Source organism: Capnocytophaga sp. oral taxon 903 (genome assembly GCF_013394785.1).
GTDB classification, from domain to species: domain Bacteria; phylum Bacteroidota; class Bacteroidia; order Flavobacteriales; family Flavobacteriaceae; genus Capnocytophaga; species Capnocytophaga ochracea.
The window spans coordinates 997,679-1,015,292 of record NZ_JABXYW010000002.1 but is presented as its reverse complement, the minus strand read 5'-3'; the positions used below and the strand labels follow the sequence as shown (position 1 = coordinate 1,015,292).

The following is a 17,614-nucleotide window of genomic DNA, read 5'->3' as shown; positions in this document are numbered from 1 at the left end:
GAGCCACACGGGCTTTTTGTTTTAATTAAACAATTCGGAATGTGTTCCTACTCTGTTTAGAGTGATTAGTTTTTCTTCTTCGTATTGTTTCCAAATCAAGAGTAGGTTAGGTTCTATATGGCATTCCATACAACCTTTATAATTTCCTGTCAGCAAATGAGGATTTCTATCAAAAGGAATCCCATCACTTCCTTTTTCCATTAAGATTTGTACTATCTTCTCTATTTTATCAAACTTTTTAGGTTGCTTTTTATATTTTTTCAACTCTTTTTTATAAATGGAGGTAGGGATAATGGTGTACAAAAACTCTTGGCTTTCATCATCTTCATTCATCATCTTCAGATAATATGTCGTTAAACATTTCTTTAGTATTGGTATAGCCTTTCACAAGTCCTTTTTTGTATTTTTCTACTAACATATCGCCTTCTTCAATAGCTTCAATGGTTTTTTTATTGGGTACATACTCTTCAGTAGGTTCGGATATGTGCACGGGTTTTACTATTACATTGTATTTCTTGAAGAGAGATTCAAAAATAGGCATATCAACTTCAGGAATGCTTACATTGTAATTCATCATTTTGTAATTTGTAGTTCTCATATTTCTTCTATTTTTGTGCAAAGGTATGAAGTAATTAGCAAATGAGCAAATTTAGGGATTGGCAAATGCTGAGAAGTAATAAAATAGAAATCTTTGCCAAGATTATAAAACCTTGACAAAGATGAAGAAAGTTTATGTTTTTCGATTAACTTATGTTTCTAAAAACGTGGGAGTTTTTCAGGGATAATGTATGCTGTGTCGTACCCTGCAAAGTGTTTTAGGTAGTTTTGCAACGTAGTACCATTGCCATCGGCAAAGGCATAGCGTCCTTTTCTCTTCAAATATTTTTTTACTGATTGTGCTCCGACTAAGTGAGCTGCGGCTAATATGCCTGACTCGGTAATTTCTATACCGTTAATTTTAGTGCCTACGTATTGCTTGATTTCATTGCGCAAATACCATTTGTTGCGCTGAAGACTAAGGGTAAAAAGTCGTTCTTGTTGTTCGGGGGAATTGAGGAATTGCTGAGCGTCTTTTACTCCGTAGAACTGCAAAGCTGATTTTCCGAATTGATATTTCCCCATATAGCCAAACCTATTCACTATAAAATAATTGCCTCGTGACTCGCGGTAGGCTAAGGCTTCTTTAAAGCCTATAAAACTTTTTCCTACTTGTGGTGGATTTAAGGAAAACAGATTGGGTTCGCTTGTTATTTCTTTTGGCATAGCGGTAACCAAACGAGGTATATCTACTACAAAGCTGGGCGGTACTACGGTAGTTCTCTCTTCATCACTTTTTACAGTAAAACCCAACATAAAAAATACGGCCATCATCACGGCACAATAATACCTCTTTTTTATATTTTTCATAAAAATTGTTTTCTTTAAGACTTACATCTGTTCTTCAGAAGAAGTACACCTGCTTAAAATTATTTCGGGGGCAAAATTACAAAAAAAATGCCAAATGCAACTTTTTTAACTTATATTTTTATCAATAGTGCTATAAATGATTTTGATAACTACCCTCTAAACATCACTAATTACAAGGGTCGTAGCACGACGGGCGGTGCGAGCCGCACGGGCGAGGAAAATGAGAAAATGGAGTAAATGCCAATAATACCAGAAATGCCAATAATACCAAACAATCAACTTTACCAAAGGTGCAAGTCGCACAGGCCGTCGTAGCACGACGGGCAGCCGTAGCACGGCAGGCGGGGAAAAATTAGCAAATGGGGAAGGGTTGAGTCGTGCGGAAGAAAACGGAGAAGTTCGGAAGAGAGCTGAGAGAAGTTTTGGTGAAAAAAGGGTGTGAGATGGGTGTGATTAGCTTATAGAGAGCTTATAGGAAGCTTATACGAATCTTGGACGATTGGTATAGAAAGGGTATATAAGTAGTTGATTCATAATATAATATAGCGATGCAAAAAATGGTGAAAAGAGGGTTTCGAGGCGAAAAAAAGAGGAATAGGCAATAGGCCTTAGGCCATAGGCACTAGGCGGGAGTATAACGGAAAATCAAAAGAAACCTCCCCCTGGCCCCCTCAATGAGGGGGAATGTAGCGACGGAAAAGGGGAAATGTGGTGACGGGAAGCCGGTGCAAAATCTTAGTACAACAAGCCGGTGTGAGCCAGGTGGGTAGGTGTAGTGCGATGGGTAATTAATTTAATATGAATTCGATATGAGGAAAATGTTATTAAAGTTATATATGTCAAACAAATAAATTGCTTTGCTACTTTAAAATCTCACACAAAGCCAGCAGGTGGTCTCTGCTGGGTATGTGAAAGATTGATTTCACTGATTACAATATACGTACAACTGTAAATCAGTATTATACATCGGACGGACATTATTTATAAAAAATACTATACTCTCTTCACTATTATTGCCGTTATGATAAATGATAGAAAAGCAGGAATAAACCACTCTATTCGGTAGTCAGCCAAGGGTAATAACGTTTTGAAGTTATTAATCCAGGCTATATGTAGCAAATCACCTATGATGAAAAGTCCTGATAATATAGCCGTGAGTGTTACCCCTACTATATAAGGAGCATTGTTCTGCACTCGTTTGCCAAAGAAAAGCACAAATAAGGTAAGAGCGATGGTGATAGGATATGAAAAATCTAACAGATAGCCAGCGTAGTGTATGATTTCATCTACACTTCTGATAGAAAGCGCAAACGACACTAAGGTACAAATCCACACTCCCCATTTATAAGGGATACGCCCTTTGCTGATGTTCTCGAAAATCTCACCCATAGCCGATACAATAGCAATAGCCGAAGTAAGACAAGCAAAAGCTACCGCTACCGATATTACAATACCACCATTGTCGCCTAATACGCTATAAGCTATATGCTTGAGAATATCTATATAGCTAATCCCTTCGGAAGAAGAAAGGTTAGAGGTAGCTCCCAGATATAGCAATCCTCCGTAGATAAACACCAAACAGCCAGCGGCTATCACCCCAGAGAGTATGGTTACTTGTTTTTTCTCAGCTTCACTGCGGTAGCCCTCTTGTACGATTGACGAGATGATAAGCCCCGAAAAAATAACTCCCGCAAGCACATCTAAGGTTAAGTAGCCTTTTGAAAAGCCAAACGCAAACGCCTCTCCAAAGCTATAACCGTTGTCTACCAATTCCTTAGGCGCATTGATGGTGCCCACGACTATCAGGATAGTAAGTGAAAGGATAAGAAAAGGTGTGAGTATTTTACCGATGATGTCTACTATTTTGGTTTTCGAGATAGAGAGCAAAAGCGTGATGCCAAAGTACAGCACCCCAAAAGTAATTTTGCCTATTTGAGGGAAGAAAGGCTGTACTGCCACCTCGTAGGTTGTAGACCCCGTACGCGGTACACAGATAAGAGGACCTAAGGTAACAATGATGAGAAATACAAGCGCATTTACGAATAACGGAGGGAAGCGCTTGCCTAAATCGGTGAAAGTAAGTCCTACAGAGGCTACCATTACCACCGCTAAGAACGACAGTAGTATGTCCGACACAAAAAAACCTGCAAAAGCCACACCGCTTAAAGCTCCTATTTTTAAGCCTATATAAGGGGGAATAACCAAATTGCCCGCCCCAAAAAACATCGCAAATAGAGCAAAACCTGCTGTTAGAATTGTAATGAATTTCTTTTTGTCCATAATAAATCAGGTTTATATAGGTTAGAATGCCACAAAGGTATAATTTTCTTTTTACAAAACAAATCTTTTCTTTAATTTCTTTTTAGAGTTTTTATTAGTAGCTTCGTAAATTATTCTTACTTTTGTCGCCAGAATCTTAATATTTAAATTAAAATGACAGGATTTTCAGCTATTGATTTCGAGAGCCTAATCAGAAATTGGAAGAAAGGAGTTTTTAACTACGTCTCTACAATGGCAAATGAAGGGGTACGAGAAATAAATTTTGGGAGGTTGAGAATTAGTTTGTAATTTTGCGCATCAATCGAGATAGGACAGAGAGACGAGAGGGGCTGTTGAGATTTAGAAACTAAAAAATAAAACAAACAAAAATGAATGAATTTTCGACTGCGGATTTTGAAGGGCTCATAAAAGAGTGGATTACCGGACTTATTAAATTTGCGCCTACACTATTGTGGGCAATTGCGCTTTATTTTATAGGGCGATACATTATTCGGTTTATTGCAAAACTCCTTAAAGGCTTGATGGTACGCCGTGGAGTAGACGTGGCGTTGCAGGGATTCCTCTTGCAAGTAGTACGGTGGATACTCTATATTGCTTTGTTCCTTACTATCGTGCAAGTGATAGGTTTGCCTGCAACTCAGTTTATCGCGATTATTACCAGTGGTTTTGTAGCAGTAGGATTAGCCTTACAGGGGTCGCTTTCTAACTTTGCGAGCGGGATAATGATTCTTATCTTTAAACCTTTCCGCGTAGGCGATACCATTGAAGGTAATGGCGAAAAAGGGACAGTAAAAACCATTGGACTCTTTGCTACGACCCTTAACAAAGCCAACAACGAGCAGGCGATTATCCCCAATACCCAACTTTTTAGCAATAGTATTATCAATTACAGTAGGGAAGAGAAGCGCAGGGTGTACGTGTTAGTGGGTATAGGTTATAGTTCGGATATTCAAAAAGCTCGCGAAGTGCTCCTGCAAATTGCTAAAGAAGAGCCCAAAGCCTTGCCTGACCCTGAACCTGTAGTGTATGTAGAGGAATTGGCTGATAGTTCGGTGAACCTTTCGCTGCGCTATTGGTGCTTGACTTCCGAGCACGCAGGGTGTATATTCCGTACTTTAGAGACTATCAAAAACCGCTTCGACGAAGCTGGTATAGAGATACCATTCCCACAAATGCAAGTGCATCAGTAGAGAGGCAGTGATTAATGGTTAATGATTAGTGGTTAAAATTGTTCTTTATTCATTGCTAATTGACATTTATTTTATACTTTTGCAATGTAAAAACATAAAAAACTATGGACGCAGAGCTTATAGATAATATCTTAACTGAAGACGACTTCCTTCTTGAACAACAAAAAGAAGCGAAAAAGTATAGCATACAAAAAGGTTTGGAGGAAGATAAAGCAGGGTTACATATTCCTCAAGAAGATGTAGAACAAGAAATGAATGCGATATTATGGTCGTAGTTTGGACTCCTAAAGCAAAGGAGGAACTGAAAGAAATTCTTGTTTATTGGAAAAAACGGAACAAAAGTAATACTTATTCAGTAAAACTGAATACAGAGGCACAAAAAGTAGTTAAATCTCTTATTGAAGATCCATATATCTGGCCTATAGAAGAAGGATATGAAGATGTACGTTCTGTTTTAGTATTTTATAATTACTCTATTTTTTACAGAGTAGAAAACAATATTATTCGTATTCTTTCTTTTTGGGACAATCGAAGAAATCCTAATAGCTTAGATTTATTTGATTTTTAAAATAGGAAAACATACAAATACCGGCTTAAAGATAGTCGGTATTTTTTTTGTGAATATTTCGTTGTTAATTGTTCTTTATTTAGTACCTTTGTGGCGTCTTTAACATCATAAAAATGATTTTACAATGAGAAAAGTCTTCTTTTTGGCCTTCGTGGCTATTGCTTTGGTGAGTTGTCGTAAGAACGATGACAACGGTAACGAGGTAAACGTATCGCCTAATGACTACACTCTCAGTACCGATGGTCTTACCTTAATAAAATGGACTAATAGTAGTACTATTTCTGTTGATATGCAAGGGGATAGCAATTTGCGGAAAGTAAACACTATTGCCGAAAATGCTTTTAAAGACCTTAAAAGTTTAAGAGCAATTACTTTTTCGGACAATTTAAAAGAAATAGGTTCTGATGCCTTTTCAGGAACGAACCTCAGTGATGGTGTAAACTTCAACTCTTATTCAGACGTTGTTTTTGGCGAGAGGGTTTTTTATCGTTCGAATATTAGAAAAGTGGTGCTCCCTAATACTAAAGCGTTATCTAACCGGATTTTTGCTGAATGTAGAAACTTAAAAGACGTTACTTTTAAAAGAACGGGTATTATAGGCGATGGGGCTTTTTCGTCTTGTGGAACTCTTGAATTAGTAGATTTAACAGATGCGGGAGTTACTCATATAGGGAAAGAGGCTTTTGCTAACTGTAAAGTTTTGAAAAAGGCAATCCTTTCGGTAACTATGAACTTAAAGACGATAGGAGATAAATCGTTTGCGAACTGTACTTCGTTAGAGAGTGTTACTATTCTTGCGCTTTACCCGCCGTATTTAGAGGGAGATCCTTTTTCTGGGATAGCCAAAACTAAGTTTCCTACTTTTTATATCCCGAGAAAACCTAAGGATTTATTAGATATATACAAAGGGGATAACAATTGGAAAAATTTAGTTGATAAGATTCAGTTAATACCAAAATAATTAGGTGCGAGCCGCACAGGCAGTCGTAGCACGACGGGCGGTGTGAGCCACACAGGCGGGGGAGAAATGAGAGAATGAGAAAATTAACAGATTAGTAAATGGAGTAAATGTCAATAATACCAGAAATGTTAATAATACCTACCGATAATCAACTTTGGCAAAGTTTAAAACTTTGTCAAAGTTTGAGATGAAAAAGTGATATGCTGGGACTGTTAGGAGCTTTCGAAAGATGTCGGAAAAGAACGGAAGAGAGCTGAGAGAAGTTTTGGTGAAAAAAGGGTGTAAGGAGGGTGGTCTTAGCTTATAGAGAGCTTATAGGAAGCTTATACGAATCTTGGACGATTGGTATAGAAAGGGTATATAAGTGATTGATTCATAGTATAATACAACAGGGTTAAAAACGGTAAAAACAGGGTTTCGAGGCGAAAGAAAGAGGAATAGGTGATAGGCCTTAGGCCATAGGCAATAGGGGGGAGTATGACGGAAAATCAAAAGAAACCTCCCCCTTCTCACATACTCCGCTCTCGCGGACTTCCTCAGAGAGGGGGAATGTAGCGACGGAAAGGAGAAGGGGTAATTAGAGAATTAGTGAATTTGAAAATGAGAAATTAGTAGCTTACAAAAATTGATAAATACTATAAAAATAATTATACAATGAGAAAAGTTTTATTATTAGCTTTGGCGGTGGTTGCTTTGGTGGGCTGTCGGAAGAGTGATGATGACAGCAATGGTAACTCCACTGCTGATTACGAGCTCAGCGCTGATGGGCGTACGCTTATCAAATGGAAAAACGCGAATACTACGGTGCTTGATATGCAAGCTGACGAGAAGCTCAGAAATGTGAACACTATCGGGAAAGAGGCTTTTAAAGAACATCAGAACTTACAGTCGATTACATTCCCGAATAACTTGAAGGAGATAGAAGAGAGTGCTTTTGAGGATGCAAACCTCAGCGGTGAGGTTGTCTTTAACACGAAAGCTACCGTTGATTTTGGCGAAAAGTGCTTCTACCACACTCATCTGAAAAAGATAACATTCCCCAATATGAGTGTGTTAGGTATCAATGCTTTTTCAGTTTGTAGGGATTTAAAAGAGGTTACTTTTAATAAAGTAAAGAAATTAGGTGATTTTGCACTGAGAGATTGCAATGCTGCCTCGCTTACCTTTGAGGGGACGGGGCTTACTGAAATAGGACACGGCACTTTTGTGGGGATGTGGAAGCTAAAAGAGATTACTTTACCTGAGACGCTTGCCAGAATAGAATCAGATGCTTTTTGGCAATGCATAGTGCTGAAAAAGCTTACTATTAAAGCGGTAAATCCACCTGCCTTACATATTAACAGTATTTTTGGCACTAACGATAAAAGTGTGATACCTACTATTTATGTACCTAAGGGTTCGGTAGAACAATACAAAAAAGCGGCAGGCTGGAAAGATTTTGCGGAGAAAATACAAGCAATTAATTAAATTAAAGAATGAGAAAATTAGGAAATTTGAAAATGAGAAAGGTTTTATTATTAGCTCTTATAGGGTTTGCTTTGGTGAGCTGTCGGAAGAGTGATGATGACAGCAATGGTAACTCCACTGCTGATTATGAGCTCAGCGCTGATGGGCGTACGCTTATCAAATGGAAAAATGCGAATACTACGGTGCTTGATATGCAAGCTGACGAGAAGCTCAGAAATGTGAATACTATCGGGAAAGAGGCTTTTAAAGAACATCAGAACTTACAGTCGATTACTTTCCCTAACAACCTCAAAGAAATAGAAGAAAGTGCTTTTGAAGAAGCTAGCCTTAGTGGTACCGTTACCTTCAATACCAACGCTACAGTAGTTTTTGGCGATAAAGCTTTCTTCAAAACAAAAATTAGAAAACTCTCCCTTCCTAATGTAAAAAGACTGCCCTATAGCGTATTGTCAATGTCTTATAATCTCGAAGAATTACATTTCAATAAAGTAGAAAAGTTAGGGTTTGGTGCTATCGGGTGGAATTATCTAAAAGAAATTAACTTAGAAAATACAGGACTCACTGATATAGAAACTGTGGGAATTTCGGGGTGTACGGAGATGAAGAGTGTTGTCTTGCCTGCAACACTGAAGACTATAGGGTATGATGCTTTTTGGTATTGCCAACAACTTAAAACAGTAACTATTAATGCAGTAAACCCTCCTGCCTTAGTGAATAACCCTTTTAGGGCTACTCGTATAGAAAAGATATATGTACCTAAAGGCTCGGTAGAGCAATACAAAAGAGCTACTTTTTGGAGTGCTTTTTCTGATAAGATATATCCCAAACCATAAGTATAAGTGTGAGCCACACAGGCGATTAATAGGGGTACAATTATACTATATTGAAGAGACGTTAATTATTAACACTATTTGAAAATTATGAACTTTACCACAGCACGTGAGCACCTCAAGAGTGTGCTCCTCCCTACACACCTTATTTATAGTCCGCTCTTCTCAGAAGAATCTGGCAACAAAATCTACATCAAGCCCGAAAACCTTCAAAAGACAGGAGCTTTTAAGATTCGTGGCGCTTATAACAAAATCCTTAAACTCACCGAGGAAGAGAAAAAACGAGGAGTTATTGCTTCTTCAGCAGGAAACCACGCACAAGGCGTTGCCTACGCAGCACGTGAATTGGGTATCAAAGCCGTGATTGTAATGCCTAAAACTACGCCTCTTATCAAAGTGCAATCTACCAAAAAGTACGGTGCTGAAGTAGTGCTCTACGGCGATGTATACGACGATGCTTACCAAAAAGCGAAAGAGCTAGAAGAGAAAGAAGGCTACGTGTTTGTACACCCTTTCAACGACCCTGATGTGTTGGAAGGACAAGGTACTATCGCCTTAGAGATATTGGAAGAACTGCCTAACACCGATGTGATAGTTGTACCTATAGGTGGTGGTGGACTTATCTCGGGGATTGCTTGCGCTGCTAAACAGCTCAAACCTGATATTAAGATTGTAGGTGTAGAACCCTCAGGAGCTGCTTCGGCAACCGAAGCACTCAAGAAAAATAAGCTTGTTACCCTACCCGAAGCCAATACCATTGCTGATGGCACTGCCGTAAAACGGATAGGAGAGCTAAATTTTGAGTATATCAAGAAGTATGTAGACGAGGTGGTGACCGTAGATGACTATGAACTTACCGAAGTTTTCTTGCTATTGGCAGAAAAGCACAAGCTTATCGCTGAGAACTCAGGCGTATTACCTTTGGCAGCACTCAAAAAACTCACCGACCGCGGTAAGAACGTTGTGCCTGTAGTAAGTGGGGGCAATATAGATGTGCTAATGATATCTTCGATGATAGGCAAGGGATTGGTGAGCAGAGACCGCATCTTCAACTTCTCGGTAAGCATTCCTGACCGCCCTGGTGAACTCGCTAAGATTACTCAAATTATTGCAGAAGTGGGAGCTAATGTAATTAAACTCGCCCACAACCAGTTTAAGAACCTCTCACGCTTCCGCGATAAAGAAGTGCTTATTACGGTAGAGACCAACGGTACCGACCATATCCAGCAGTTGGTAAGAGCTTTTAAAGATAAAGGGTACGAAATTACCGCTAAGTAGTTGTTAGTAGGACAAACGCTTTTAGATTACTAAAAAAGACTTTGCCAAAGGGTCGTAGCACGACAGGCTATTAACTCCTTGGCAAAGTCTTTTTATTTTCTGTTAAGCTATACGACTTATTGCTTCAGACTTTTCTCAAAGAGAATTCTGCTTTATATTCTTTGCCGTTTTCTTCGATGAGTACATAGCCTTTGGGCAGGTCTTTTAATAAATAGTCGTATTCACTATCAGATAGTCTACGTGCACTTACTGCTGCTGGATATCTAGTCATATTTTCTATTTTCAGATTAGGAAATACAATAGCTTTTATAGTAGCATTACCTATTTCTTCATTAAAGAAAATATTAATTTGTTTAGCAAAGAAAGAGGCGTCTTTGTCTATAAGCTCAGCAGTACCTTTAACTTTCAAGCGTGGAGGAGTTTCAGGAACAACTTTTTGAATAGTAACTTCTTGACCAAAAACCTCTGATTTCAGCTGTATTTGGGAGGATAACACTACCTTATAAGTACCTGACTCTACATTATTATCTATTTTAAAGGTTGCGGTTGTGCCTCGGTGATTATAAGTACTTAAAGTTGCTTTTGTTTCTCCGTTTTTAATTAAAAGTAACTCGCAATATCTGTAATTAGTATTAAAACCTACGCTCATATAGCTAAAGTTTTCTCCTGTTATGGTTAATTCATCACCTGTTTTTAGGGTAGTTGTAGAGAGAGATTTTATTACTGGGGCATAGGTAGGCACTATGTTTATCGCTTGTCCGTCGCTGTTTACAAAAGGAAGCACCTGCTCTTTAGCACCCCCTTTTACTACAAACTTAAAGTCATTACCTCCGCTGAAAGCTCCAGCTGGTGTATTGAACATTGAGAATTTAATATTATAACCTGATGCTTCTGCAACTGTAAGCTGGTAATCTTGTCCGTTTTTACGTAGGTAATAGGTGTATTTTTTTAAGGCTTCAGCATTAGCGTATACTAGCACTTTAAAAATTTGCAAGTTGGTAGTTGCTAATGTTTTTACAGGACCGTCAAAAAGATTAATATCTAAAACATCTAAAACAATCTCACTACTATCTAAGGTAAAAACACCACTTTCCACTTCTTCTTTATCGAAGGTTGCTTTAAAGCGATATTGACCGTTTTTATACGTTGCGGGCAAGACCACATATACACGTCTTTCTTTTTTGTCTATCTTTTGTACTTTGAGGTCGTAAGAGAGCGCGCTTCTGTATTTAAGGAGCTTTACTTTTATTTGCTCTTTTTTGACGGGTAATGTATTTACCTCGAAGAAAATCACCTCGCCTCCTGCTTTGTTTACCGTATATTCATTAGGAACGAACCCAATTTCTATTGGAACTTGCGGTTGTTCGGTCTTTTCGGTGGTAACCAGTACTTTGTAGGTTTTAGTACTTTTGTTTTCGGCGGTTACAGTGTAGGTTACTTCCTTAGAGAAGTTTTGAGCTACCCCTGTATTAGGGCTTACGGTTGCGCCCTTAGAAACCGTGATGGTAGGAGTAAGGGTGGTGACATCGGTGTCTTCAGGTAATTGGGCGGTGATAGTGGTATTGCTGATAGTACCACTATAAGTGTTCCCCTCTACGGTAAAGACAAACGAAAGAATGTCTTTTTCAGCGCTCAGTGGGAGCGTTTCTTCATTGTCTTTCTTGCACGCAAAAGCGATGAGCAAGATGCATAAAACGTACAATTTTTTCATTGTAGATAAATTTTTTTGAATTGCTTGCTATTAGAAAGTGCAAAGATACAACGTAATTAGCAAATGAGCAAATAAGAGAATGAGAAAATGAGGTACTACATCTCTCCTCGTTTCATCTTTTCGAGATTAGCTTTTACCTCCTGGCGTTGGGACTCAAATTCATCATTAGTTTTTGAAAGGAGTTTTACGGCTTTTTCTTCGAGCTTAATAGCTTCTTGTTTTTCACCGCGTGTGTACAAGAGGTGTGCAAGGGTATCTAAATAATAAGGATTCTCAGGTTCTAACTGTACTGCTGAGCTTGCCCACTGATAGGGTTCTGCTAATTTAGCGGGGTCGTTTTTATGTTCTTCGTACACTTTCCAAGCGATGTTATTGGCGCGGTTAGCAAAGCGCATTTTGTAATACTTCCAGCTGTTTTCTTCATCGCTTTCGGAGAAAGCCTTATCGAGTGCTGCAATGAGGTTACTATCTCTCTTCAATAGGCTTTTATAGTATTCGCCGAAATAAGCACTGGCTTCTTCTACGTTATTTTCATAGAGAAAATCGATGTAATCATCAGCGGTAAGTACGTTCTTTTTGACGCCTTCGATATAAACTGCTTTTACAGGTTCAAAAAGAGTTTTATCGTTGAATACAAGGCGGTCGAGAAGAGTACTGAAATGCCCATAGTTAGCTTCTATTACGCCTTTCTCCAAGCGTTGTTGATAGTCTGTATAGTCATCGTTTTTAGGAATGAGTTTTTCGTTATGTGCTTTAATTTCCTCGCTGAACTTCACCAAATAAGCGATTGCGTCTACATCAGCAGGAGAAGCAGGCTTTTCGGCATTGAAAATTCGGTAATAATAATCGCTATCGTTGCTATTAAGAGCGAGCAAGAAAGCATATGCGGAATCGAGTTTGCTATCGTTTTTATGAGCGTTTACGATGCGTTGCCATTGGGTAGTTACTTGCTCGGGGGTAAGTTGCATTTGGTAGATGCCTTTTGGGTTTTTAAGGTCGGAGAAGTAATCTTCTTGCTCTTGCGCTATATAGTCGAAAGCTTCTTCCTCATTAGCATCGCCTGTTTTTTGCACGGGACGATTTTTAGCTAACAAATACACACGCTGACTATCTTTTTTGAGGAAAGTGGTAAAAATAGTTTGTAGGTCTTTTACAGAGAGTTTAGGGTTACCCAAAGCTTTGTCGAGCGCACGCGCCATTGCTATCGTACCAAACTGCTGTCCGTAAGCATCACTTGTTACTATTTCGTCATTGGCAACCTCTTCGATAGTAGAGGGCTGATTGTAGAGCAGATCACCGGCTACGTCAAGCACAGCCATTTGGTTACCCGTAGGTACGCCTTTGGCTTTGAGGGTTTTCATATCTTTGGTAGTTGCCAAATAGAGTTCATAGGGATAGCCTTTGCTACCACTTTCTTCTTTATATTTGGCAAAAAGGGTAGCGAATTGTTGTTGAGCCTCTTTGTTATCGGGTTGTTGGAAGACTATTACCAAACGGCTATATTTATCGGCTGAAGCGAGGGCAGCTTTCAAGTTCTTGGGCAGTGAAATATCTGCTTGGCTTTTCTGCTTAGCTCTTTTTTCAGGATTATATTCGGGGATATCCTGTTCTTCCTCAAAAGCGATGAGATATTTCCAATTCTTTACATTTTCCTTATTGCTACGGGCTACTTTTGCTGGATTAGGAGTACTTGCCTTGTTACTGAACAAAATTGCATTATCGGAATCGCCTTCGGTAAGAGAAATTGTTCCTTTATCGGGGTTGTAAGTCCCTTTTAAATTAAGCATATTATTGGTTCCTAAAAATTCTACTTCCACACCATTGGTTGTCTTTCCGATAGGATATTTCTCAATAATTACTTCTTTAGATTTATTGTTGAATGCTACTGAATGGGCATTCACTAAGTAAAGGTTTTCAGTACGTGGCACTTCAAAACTTTCTAATACGTAATAACCGACTCCATTGCTGTCTTTTGTTTTTTCTACATTTTCTAATGACGTGATTTTGTTATGTACACACACATATTCCACTTCACCTTTGTTGTTTTCGTAGCCTACATATAAGAAATGTGGGTCGCCAAAGAGCCCTGTTCCTATTTTAAAGGTAATTTGCAACTGAGGGCTATTGCTCTGTTTCTTCTCAACCAAAAAAGACGATGCGTCGGAAGAGAACTCTATTTTTTTGTCCTTTAAGGTATAGTTGCCCGAAGCGCCTACCAATTCGTAAGTGTTGTTATTACCTATCCTAAGCTCCAAAGCATTGCCAAGAGAGCTGGCATTGTAAGAGCCAGCAGGAATAGGGTTTTGGGCTATGAGTGATAGCGGAAATAGTGCTAATAGGGGAAGTGCCTTCATTTGAGTAAAAAATTAAAAGTTAAAAAGCTGAGACTTGTGTAGCAAAAAGTGAGCCAGATCATTCAGTATACTTTTTGATAAGGCGAATCATTAAGTCGCTGAGTTTTTCGACTTGATACTCCCCTACACTGGGTTCCAAATGGGCGTTACCGATACCGCTGTCGTCGGTGATAAAGACATAGGTACCATTGGTATATATTGCCATAAAACGCATTAAGAACTCGGTGGGCTTATCGATACCACTGGCTACGATAGGAATGAGTTTGATACCTTTCTCGGCAGCGGTTTTAACTGATGCTTGTACGCTTTTGAGTATCTTATCTTCGTGATGTGGAGGAGCATCGAGTACTAAAAAGGCAATACGTGTGCGTGCCTCAGCGTCCCATTGGAGATTGTTGAGCTGGTTGAGGGCTGTGTGTACTGCTTCTGGGAAGTCGCCTCCACCATCAGCTTTTTGGCTATTAATAAACTGAATGGTTTTATTGATATCCTTAGTAAAATCGGAATGTTTGACTACATACTCATCGCCTTCGTCGCGATAAAAGACCGTAGCGGTGCTTATTTTGAGGTTTTTATTTCCTTCTTCTACCTTAGTGATTACGTTCTTTAAGTCCATTTTTAAGAACTCTAACTCGTCGCTCATTGAGCCCGTAGCATCTACCATAAAGGCAATTTGTACTTCGTTTGACGCTTTTTTTACTTCATTTTTAAGCGCAATACGGTTGAGAGTGTTTTCGGTAATTGCTTTTTCTGTGCTCACCCATTGGTCGTTTACTTTTAGGCGCAAATGCTCGGTGTTAAGCTCTTTTTCTTTTTGGAAGGCACTCACCCATAGTTCGGCTTTACCGGTGTTATCGGTTTTAGCTGTCCATAGCAGGGTATTGTTACGATAGAGCGCAACGGTAGCATTCACAGCAGGCTTGCCATTAGCGGTTACAAGTACCGCTATACGGTGATTGGTGTACATTTGCCAATGTTCGGGGAAAGAAGCAAATTCATTTTTATTGAGTGTTTTTTGGTAAAAATCCCAACTATTAAGGTCGTTCCATTCACCGGCAGTTACCAAGCCGGACTGAGGTTGGGGGTCGCTTTCGGGGCGACGTTTAGGGTGCTTAGGTTCAGTGCGTTTCGCTGGTTTGCTGGTTGCTACATCTTTTGCTACCGACATTTTAGCTGACATTGTACTTTCGTCACTTCTGCTAACATCGCCTGTTATTTTAGAGGATTTTCTCTTAGCGCTCTTTTCGCTGTAGCCAACTACAGCAATCTCGGCTAATTCACCACTACTTTCTTCTCGGTAATCGGTGGTAGAGTTTTCATCTCGGTATTCGGTGATACCTCCATAATCGCCAGTACTGCTTCCACGATCAACGGGTTTATAAGCGTTTCGGTTGCCACAAGCTCCTATGAGTAGGGCGAGGCATAACAATAAAAAATAAGATATGTTTTTCATTTTGGAATATAGTTTTTGTGTTTCTAAGAGAAAGTATACGAAAATAATGCCAAATTAGTGCAATGATGCCGGAAATGTGGATAAAAAAAGATTATTAGGGGGAATGTAGTGGCAAAAAGACAAATGAAAAATAGTGTTATATGGAATAACCGTTAAAATTACCTTTTCGTTGTTTAAGTATAAAAACATTTTTGTACTTTTGTGACGTTATTGAATTTTAAAATGTTTATGCAATGAAGAAAGTTTTATTATTGGCTTTGGCGGTGGTTGCTTTGGTGGGCTGTCGGAAGAGTGATGATGACAGCAACGGTAACTCTACTGCTGATTATGAGCTCAGTGCTGATGGGCGTACGCTCATAAAATGGAAAAACGCAAATACTACGGTGCTTGATATGCAAGCTGATGAGAAGCTCAGAAATGTGAACACTATCGGGAAAGGGGCTTTTAAAGAGCATCAGAACCTCCAATCGATTACGTTCCCAAATAACTTGAAGGAGATAGAAGAGAGCGCTTTTGAGGAGGCAAACCTCAGCGGTGAGGTTATCTTTAACACGAAAGCTACCGTTGATTTTGGCAAAAGGGTTTTTTATCACACACATCTGAAAAAAATAGCGCTACCCAATATGAGCGTGTTAAGTAACAACGCTTTTTCAGCTTGTAGTGATTTGGAAGAGGTTACTTTTAGCAAAGTAGAGAAATTAGGTGACTATGCTTTCTTGTGTGACATCAATATTACTACGCTTAACTTGGAGGGAACAGGGCTTACTGAAATAGGATATGGCGTTTTTGAGGTAATGTGGAAGCTAAAAGAGGTTACTTTACCCGAGACGCTTGCCAAAATACAGTCGAATGTTTTTTGGGATTGCAAAGTGCTGAAAAAGATTACTATTAAAGCGGTAAATCCACCTACTTTACATATTAATAGTATTTTTGGTACGAAAGATAAAAGTGTGATACCTACTATTTATGTGCCTAAGGGTTCGGTAGAACAATACAAAAAAGCGACAGGCTGGAAAGATTTTGCGGATAAAATACAAGCAATTAATTAAATTAGCAAATTAGGAAATGAGGGAATTAGAAAATGGATAAGTGGAGAAAATAGTTCTTTGAGCTGTAGGATTAGTGAGACAGGTAGGACAAGAGTATTGAACAAGTGGAACTTGTGGGACGAGTTTGAGGGTTTAATTTTAGGCAGAAGCTTTGGTAACGATTGTCGTAAAGAGATTGAAAATCAGGAGGAGTATTATATTTAACATAAACTTTAACATTATTTTAACATATGGGGGGGGGTAAATTCGTACTTTTGCTCTAAATTAATTTATAAAAGAAAAAAATGTACAGAATTATTACCACTATTGCAGTGGCGTTTGCTACTATTACAGCAGTTAACGCCCAAGAGTTTAAAGTAGGTGCTAAAGCAGGATTGCTTTTTCCTACGGTTTCTAATATTAAAGCTACTTTTTCCGATTCTGAAGGGATAGCAGCTATTGAATATAAAACAGGCTTTAAGACAGGCTTTCATTTTGGAGGTTTTGTAGAATACGGCTTTAACGACCATTTATTTGTAGAAGGAGGTATAGACTATTCTTTTCAAGGAGCTAAATTAAAATCATTTGAAGCTACTACCATAGATAACAATGGTAAGATTGACATTCAAAAGGAAGATATTCAAAAAGGGAAATGGAATACGCAACAGCTTAATATTCCTCTTTGGGTGAAGTATGATATTGCTGGTTTTCGCCCTAAAGTAGGGGTAAACTTAGGTTACTTAACTAAAATAGAGATAAAAGGAGAAGGAGATAACCAAAAAGAAGAGACTCAATCACTTCCGCCTAAGAAAAGGTTTGACTTTGGTTTAGGTTTGGGTGCTGAATACAACTTGCCTTTTGGCTTATTCTTCGACGCTACTTTCAATTTAGGACTTACTAACTTATCTAACGAAAGTAAAATAGAATTAGACAATCAAGGAAGAGTTTCTTCCTTCCGTCCTTCTGTAGAATTTAAAAACCGCGTAATCCAAATAGGCGTAGGGTATAAGTTTTAAAAGAATATTATTACTTAAAAGAAAAGACTGCTTTTTACAGCAGTCTTTTTTTGTTAAAGTACCTATAAAGA

16 protein-coding genes are annotated in these 17,614 nt (G+C 38.7%); 9 read left to right on the top strand and 7 right to left on the bottom strand.

Annotated features, from left to right (window positions below; translation table 11 throughout):
- Positions 1 to 21: 21 nt before the first annotated feature.
- The 4 genes from HW279_RS04250 to brnQ form a co-directional block, all read right to left on the bottom strand.
- A complete protein-coding gene (locus HW279_RS04250) occupies positions 22 to 333 on the bottom strand; it encodes a type II toxin-antitoxin system YafQ family toxin (protein ID WP_178959026.1) in 312 nt (103 codons plus the stop codon).
- Positions 326 to 598, bottom strand: coding sequence for a flagellar motor switch protein FliM (locus HW279_RS04245; RefSeq protein ID WP_178958098.1), 273 nt, complete (start codon positions 596 to 598; stop codon positions 326 to 328). Before HW279_RS04245 ends, HW279_RS04250 begins: the two co-directional genes overlap by 8 nt.
- A 158-nt stretch (positions 599 to 756) precedes the next feature.
- Positions 757 to 1,407, bottom strand: coding sequence for a peptidoglycan-binding protein LysM (locus HW279_RS04240; protein WP_178958097.1), 651 nt, complete (start codon positions 1,405 to 1,407; stop codon positions 757 to 759).
- 993 nt (positions 1,408 to 2,400) lie between these two features.
- Entirely contained in the window at positions 2,401 to 3,687 is a 1,287-nt protein-coding gene (brnQ, locus tag HW279_RS04235) for a branched-chain amino acid transport system II carrier protein (protein ID WP_178958096.1), read from the bottom strand.
- 368 nt (positions 3,688 to 4,055) lie between these two features.
- On the opposite strand from brnQ, the gene HW279_RS04230 reads away from it, so the two are divergent.
- The 7 genes from HW279_RS04230 (at position 4,056) to ilvA (ending at position 9,981) form a co-directional block, all read left to right on the top strand.
- Positions 4,056 to 4,877 carry a mechanosensitive ion channel family protein gene (locus HW279_RS04230; protein ID WP_178958095.1) on the top strand — a complete coding sequence of 274 codons (822 nt, stop codon included), beginning with the start codon at positions 4,056 to 4,058 and terminating at the stop codon, positions 4,875 to 4,877.
- 104 nt (positions 4,878 to 4,981) lie between these two features.
- A complete protein-coding gene (locus HW279_RS04225; protein WP_178958094.1) occupies positions 4,982 to 5,152 on the top strand; it encodes an antitoxin in 171 nt (56 codons plus the stop codon).
- Positions 5,143 to 5,445 carry a type II toxin-antitoxin system RelE/ParE family toxin gene (locus HW279_RS04220; protein ID WP_178958093.1) on the top strand — a complete coding sequence of 101 codons (303 nt, stop codon included), beginning with the start codon at positions 5,143 to 5,145 and terminating at the stop codon, positions 5,443 to 5,445. Before HW279_RS04225 ends, HW279_RS04220 begins: the two co-directional genes overlap by 10 nt.
- Before the next feature lie 124 nt (positions 5,446 to 5,569).
- The gene (locus tag HW279_RS04215) at positions 5,570 to 6,406 is read left to right on the top strand and encodes a leucine-rich repeat domain-containing protein (RefSeq protein WP_178958092.1); all 837 of its coding nucleotides are present in this window, start codon (positions 5,570 to 5,572) and stop codon (positions 6,404 to 6,406) included.
- Positions 6,407 to 7,060: 654 nt separating this feature from the next.
- Positions 7,061 to 7,873, top strand: coding sequence for a leucine-rich repeat domain-containing protein (locus tag HW279_RS04210; RefSeq protein ID WP_178958091.1), 813 nt, complete (start codon positions 7,061 to 7,063; stop codon positions 7,871 to 7,873).
- A gap of 8 nt (positions 7,874 to 7,881) precedes the next feature.
- A complete protein-coding gene (locus HW279_RS04205; protein ID WP_178958090.1) occupies positions 7,882 to 8,706 on the top strand; it encodes a leucine-rich repeat domain-containing protein in 825 nt (274 codons plus the stop codon).
- Positions 8,707 to 8,793: 87 nt separating this feature from the next.
- Positions 8,794 to 9,981, top strand: a complete 1,188-nt coding sequence (gene ilvA, locus HW279_RS04200) for a threonine ammonia-lyase (RefSeq protein ID WP_178958089.1) — start codon at positions 8,794 to 8,796, stop codon at positions 9,979 to 9,981.
- A 124-nt stretch (positions 9,982 to 10,105) separates the two neighbouring features.
- Here ilvA and HW279_RS04195 read toward each other — a convergent pair whose 3' ends face one another.
- From HW279_RS04195 to HW279_RS04185, 3 genes are all read right to left on the bottom strand, one after another.
- On the bottom strand, positions 10,106 to 11,692 hold the full coding sequence (locus HW279_RS04195) for a DUF5018 domain-containing protein (protein WP_178958088.1): 1,587 nt from the start codon (positions 11,690 to 11,692) through the stop codon (positions 10,106 to 10,108).
- Between the two features lie 95 nt (positions 11,693 to 11,787).
- Positions 11,788 to 14,046 carry a hypothetical protein gene (locus HW279_RS04190; RefSeq protein WP_178958087.1) on the bottom strand — a complete coding sequence of 753 codons (2,259 nt, stop codon included), beginning with the start codon at positions 14,044 to 14,046 and terminating at the stop codon, positions 11,788 to 11,790.
- Between the two features lie 58 nt (positions 14,047 to 14,104).
- Positions 14,105 to 15,499 carry a vWA domain-containing protein gene (locus HW279_RS04185; protein ID WP_178958086.1) on the bottom strand — a complete coding sequence of 465 codons (1,395 nt, stop codon included), beginning with the start codon at positions 15,497 to 15,499 and terminating at the stop codon, positions 14,105 to 14,107.
- A 233-nt stretch (positions 15,500 to 15,732) separates the two neighbouring features.
- Between HW279_RS04185 and HW279_RS04180 the strand changes: the two genes are divergently transcribed.
- Together HW279_RS04180 and HW279_RS04175 are read left to right on the top strand one after the other, a co-directional pair.
- Positions 15,733 to 16,548: a leucine-rich repeat domain-containing protein gene (locus tag HW279_RS04180; RefSeq protein ID WP_178958085.1), complete on the top strand. Its 816-nt coding sequence runs from the start codon at positions 15,733 to 15,735 to the stop codon at positions 16,546 to 16,548.
- A 284-nt stretch (positions 16,549 to 16,832) separates the two neighbouring features.
- Entirely contained in the window at positions 16,833 to 17,543 is a 711-nt protein-coding gene (locus HW279_RS04175) for a porin family protein (RefSeq protein WP_178958084.1), read from the top strand.
- The last annotated feature ends 71 nt before the right edge of the window (positions 17,544 to 17,614 follow it).

What these genes read in the sequence shown, in the direction of transcription:
- HW279_RS04230 (WP_178958095.1), top strand. Translation starts at nt 4,056, where the DNA reads ATGAATGAATTTTCGACTGCGGATTTTGAAGGGCTCATAAAAGAGTGG.
- HW279_RS04250 (WP_178959026.1), bottom strand. Translation starts at nt 333, where the DNA reads ATGAATGAAGATGATGAAAGCCAAGAGTTTTTGTACACCATTATCCCT.
- HW279_RS04240 (WP_178958097.1), bottom strand. Translation starts at nt 1,407, where the DNA reads ATGAAAAATATAAAAAAGAGGTATTATTGTGCCGTGATGATGGCCGTA.
- HW279_RS04215 (WP_178958092.1), top strand. Translation starts at nt 5,570, where the DNA reads ATGAGAAAAGTCTTCTTTTTGGCCTTCGTGGCTATTGCTTTGGTGAGT.
- HW279_RS04175 (WP_178958084.1), top strand. Translation starts at nt 16,833, where the DNA reads ATGTACAGAATTATTACCACTATTGCAGTGGCGTTTGCTACTATTACA.
- HW279_RS04190 (WP_178958087.1), bottom strand. Translation starts at nt 14,046, where the DNA reads ATGAAGGCACTTCCCCTATTAGCACTATTTCCGCTATCACTCATAGCC.
- HW279_RS04210 (WP_178958091.1), top strand. Translation starts at nt 7,061, where the DNA reads ATGAGAAAAGTTTTATTATTAGCTTTGGCGGTGGTTGCTTTGGTGGGC.
- HW279_RS04245 (WP_178958098.1), bottom strand. Translation starts at nt 598, where the DNA reads ATGAGAACTACAAATTACAAAATGATGAATTACAATGTAAGCATTCCT.
- HW279_RS04205 (WP_178958090.1), top strand. Translation starts at nt 7,882, where the DNA reads ATGAGAAAATTAGGAAATTTGAAAATGAGAAAGGTTTTATTATTAGCT.
- HW279_RS04195 (WP_178958088.1), bottom strand. Translation starts at nt 11,692, where the DNA reads ATGAAAAAATTGTACGTTTTATGCATCTTGCTCATCGCTTTTGCGTGC.
- HW279_RS04220 (WP_178958093.1), top strand. Translation starts at nt 5,143, where the DNA reads ATGGTCGTAGTTTGGACTCCTAAAGCAAAGGAGGAACTGAAAGAAATT.
- HW279_RS04225 (WP_178958094.1), top strand. Translation starts at nt 4,982, where the DNA reads ATGGACGCAGAGCTTATAGATAATATCTTAACTGAAGACGACTTCCTT.
- brnQ (WP_178958096.1), bottom strand. Translation starts at nt 3,687, where the DNA reads ATGGACAAAAAGAAATTCATTACAATTCTAACAGCAGGTTTTGCTCTA.
- HW279_RS04185 (WP_178958086.1), bottom strand. Translation starts at nt 15,499, where the DNA reads ATGAAAAACATATCTTATTTTTTATTGTTATGCCTCGCCCTACTCATA.
- ilvA (WP_178958089.1), top strand. Translation starts at nt 8,794, where the DNA reads ATGAACTTTACCACAGCACGTGAGCACCTCAAGAGTGTGCTCCTCCCT.
- HW279_RS04180 (WP_178958085.1), top strand. Translation starts at nt 15,733, where the DNA reads ATGAAGAAAGTTTTATTATTGGCTTTGGCGGTGGTTGCTTTGGTGGGC.